Origin of the sequence: Arthrobacter livingstonensis, from assembly GCF_003219815.1 — a bacterium.
Classification (GTDB): domain Bacteria; phylum Actinomycetota; class Actinomycetes; order Actinomycetales; family Micrococcaceae; genus Specibacter; species Specibacter livingstonensis.
Genome location: NZ_QJVD01000073.1, coordinates 1 through 3,390, shown reverse-complemented (window position 1 = coordinate 3,390; position 3,390 = coordinate 1). Strand labels below are relative to the sequence as shown.

Annotated in this window: 3 protein-coding genes; all 3 read right to left on the bottom strand. The window is 59.9% G+C overall.

What is annotated here, in order from left to right:
• Positions 1-70 precede the first annotated feature (70 nt).
• Positions 71-1,081: a tyrosine-type recombinase/integrase gene (locus CVV68_RS22690; protein ID WP_110503247.1), complete on the bottom strand. Its 1,011-nt coding sequence runs from the start codon at positions 1,079-1,081 to the stop codon at positions 71-73.
• Positions 1,078-2,043: a tyrosine-type recombinase/integrase gene (locus CVV68_RS22685; RefSeq protein WP_170133333.1), complete on the bottom strand. Its 966-nt coding sequence runs from the start codon at positions 2,041-2,043 to the stop codon at positions 1,078-1,080. Before CVV68_RS22685 ends, CVV68_RS22690 begins: the two co-directional genes overlap by 4 nt.
• On the bottom strand, positions 2,040-3,390 hold a 1,351-nt coding region (locus tag CVV68_RS22680), incomplete at its 5' end, for a tyrosine-type recombinase/integrase (RefSeq protein ID WP_211320971.1). The genes CVV68_RS22685 and CVV68_RS22680, both read right to left, overlap by 4 nt.

Sequence of the window (3,390 nt, the reverse complement as noted above, 5' to 3'; positions counted from 1 at the left end):
ATTATGTGGCCCGACCCGCCGTCACCCAGTGTTGTGGGGTTTGCTGTCTATGGGTCGGGCCACATAACGATCAGAGGTTGGTGAGCCAGTTGAGCAGTGTTTCGTCGGTCCTCCAGATTGGCGTGGTGCGGTGTACCTCCGAAGTATCTGGAGGCTCGGTGGCCCGCAGTGCCTCCAATTTCGTCCGAGTGTTGATTTCCGCGTAGCGGTTGGTGGTTGTCAGGTCGGCGTGACCGAGCCATCCCCGGATCACATTGATTTCGACCCCGGACTCGAGCAAATGCATGGCCGCAGTATGACGAAAGACATGAGGGCCAACCGTGCGGTTGGTACCGGGATCGTCAAGGTGTTTGGCAAGGCGCCTGACGACCTTGTAGATCCCGTAACGGGTGAGAGCTCTGCCAGTAGCGGAGCGGAATACCGGGTCATCTGCTGCTGTTGGTTGACCTGGCGAGTCGAGCAGGACGGTCAGCTGTTTTGCTGTTTGGTCCCAGAGAGGGCACGTCCTCCATTTATCTCCTTTCCCGTGAAGGCGAACGATGGCGTGTTCGCCGAGCTGGAGATTGCCGGCACGGAGTTCTGCGACTTCTTGGGCCCGCGCCCCGGTGTTGTAAAGGAACAGAATCAGAGCGTGGTTCCGCTGCGCGAGGCGACCGGTCCGTGGCAGGTGTTGCAACAGTCCCTGCATCTCGTCACGTTCAAGGAAATGAGTTTCAGCCGGTGGCGTCCGTTTCATGGGGATGGCGGCAACCCTCTGGCATGTTTCGAGCATCGCCGGTTCCCGGCTGGCAATGTATTCAAACAGGCAGTGCAGTGCTGCCAGGCGCTGGTTACGCGTGCTCACACCGTTGTGACGGTCATCCTCCAGGTAGCGAAGGAATCCGATGACGTGCCCAAAGCTCAGGTCTTCCAGCGCAAGCTTGGTGATTCTGGTTCCCTTCTGCTCAGCGATGAAACACAGCAGAAGCCTGATGGTGTCGCTGTAGCTGCGCACCGAGCTGGGTCGCAGCCCTTTGACGGTGACGAGGTGATCGATGAAGAAGGACTGGATCAGTGACCCGAGCTGCTGGGTGCCACTCATGGCTGCTCCTCCAACCATGCTGGTTCAGCAAATACTTCGATGCGGTGGCTGGCCTCGGAAAACAGCTCCGGAGTGATGGTCAGATAGACGGCGGTCGAGGCCGGATCCACATGACCCATGAACGTTGAGAGCTGAAAGAGTCTCACGGATGGGTCCACGCCCTCCCTGTACCAGCGAAGCAAGGACCCCACGGCGAAGGAATGACGCAGGGAATGCAGGTGCGGTGCCGTGGTGCCCGCCGGAACGGGGAACTCCAACTCGATGGCCAGGAGCCTGAACGTGTGGCTCGCGCTGGTCCGGTTCACGCAGCGCCGGCCATCGAAAGTGAACAGAGGAGATCCCGGACCGGCACCTTCTTGGCCTTGTCTATGCTTGAGCTGTCGGGCGAGCAACTCCCCGATGCGCGGGCCGAAGGGAACCAGTCGACTCTTACCGAACTTGCCACCCCGGACGACCAAAAGCTGCCTGTCGGTATCAATGTCTTCCAAGAGCAGGTGACAGGCCTCCCCGCCCCTGAGTCCCAAGCCGTAACACAACGCGAAGATGGCGTGGTAGGTGGGGCCGCGCCCGATCGCCCGGGGATTGTCGGGAAGTGCTGCTGCCGACTCGAGCAACCGGCGAGCCTGGGCGGTATCGAGGAGGAAGGGCAACCGTTCATCAGTTTCGCGGCGCCGGGTGCCATGCCAAGGAGTTGCTGCCAGAAGTTGCTGACTGACTGCCCAGTCTAGGAAGGTTCCAAGTACCCCGATGAGGTGGTTGAAACTACGGGCCCGGCGCCGAGACCTGGAAGCAACAAATTCATCCAGAAGTTGCGGCGTGAGCCCGGCCGACTCCGTCACCCCACACTGGTCCGTGTAAACCAGCAGCAAATGCAATGTCGCTTCCTCACTCAGGTATTTCCTGCCCAGTGCCCGCTTGTGTGCCAAGAACGCAGCCACATCGGCGGCAAGGTTCTCGCTCACCACAGCACTTCCTCACCGTCGCCAAGAGCGACCTCGCGCAACGCTTCAATATCGACTTTGGCGTAAACTTCCGTGGATCGTGCCGAGCGGTGGCCCACGAAGTCACCAATGGTCTTCAACGAGAAATTCGCATCAACAAGGCGCTGCACCGCCGTGTGGCGTAGTGTGTGCGAGCCCGGCCGGCGCACATCAATGCCAGCCCTGAGAAGGTGAATGCGGGTCCGTGCCGAAACCGCCGCCGCCGTAATAGGCTGACGGGGAGCCATCGCCCGGAAGAATACGCGCCGGTCCTCGCTCTCTGGGCGTCCGTGCTGCAGATAGTCAAGAAGTGCCTCACCAACAACGGCAGAAAGCGGAAACGCTGTCGAGTGGCCGGCCTTGCGCTCGGGAATCGCCAAACGCTCACGCTTCCAATCGATGTCATCAAGCGTCAATGCAGCGACTTCCCGGCCGCGCAGCCCATAGATAACCAACAACATCAGAATGGCGTAGTCACGCTTGCCCGCCACCGTCCTCCGGTCAACACCAGCCAGAACCAGGTTGACGTCGGCCCACGAAATGGAACGGGGAATGTCCGAGAGCCGATATGTCTGGGCCCAGCCCACCGCCGTGCTCAAATCACTGGCCAATACTCCCTCTCGGTGGGCATAGCGGAGGAAGACTTTCAAGGCCCCGGCTTCATCACGCACCGTACTCTTCGCCAACCCAGTACCAGCACGCGCCACAAGATAAGCGCTGATCAGGGCCGGTGAGAGTTCCCCCATCGATTCCATCCCGACCTGGTGCAAGTACGCTTCGAATTGGCGAAGGTGGATACGGTAGCCGCCCACCGACAGCGGGCGGAGCCCACGCTCCTGAATCAAATAATCGAAGAAACCCGGAACGGTCTCTGCGAACGGCAATTCAAGGCGACGACGACCGCTCGGCTGATATCCGGGCAGGATAACCGTGAGCATCTGTTCCACCGGACCCCGAATCTCCTTGGCCATAGACCGGGACGATCCAGTCCGCTTGTGATGAAGAGCAACCCGGTCATCAACAAACGCGCCCACGTACGCGGGCAACTCCCCAACAGTGCCAGCCCCACGGGCACCAGCAAACTCGCCAAACGCGAAAACGAGCGGGACCCGCCTCCAGACACACCTGTCCGAATAGTGATTCCCGGAAAGCCAAACAACGTACTGCTCGATTTCCGCACCCACCCATGAATGCATGTACCGATCGACGGTTGCTGGCTGCTTGAAATAGTTCTCCAGCATGGCAACGACCTTTCTCATCAAAGAAATGAAGCAACCACCATCACCCCAGACAACCGTTATGTGCCATGGAACACCGACCGAAACCCAG

Coding starts and splice junctions, on each gene's coding strand:
- CVV68_RS22690 (WP_110503247.1), bottom strand. CDS start 1,081: ATGAGTGGCACCCAGCAGCTCGGGTCACTGATCCAGTCCTTCTTCATC.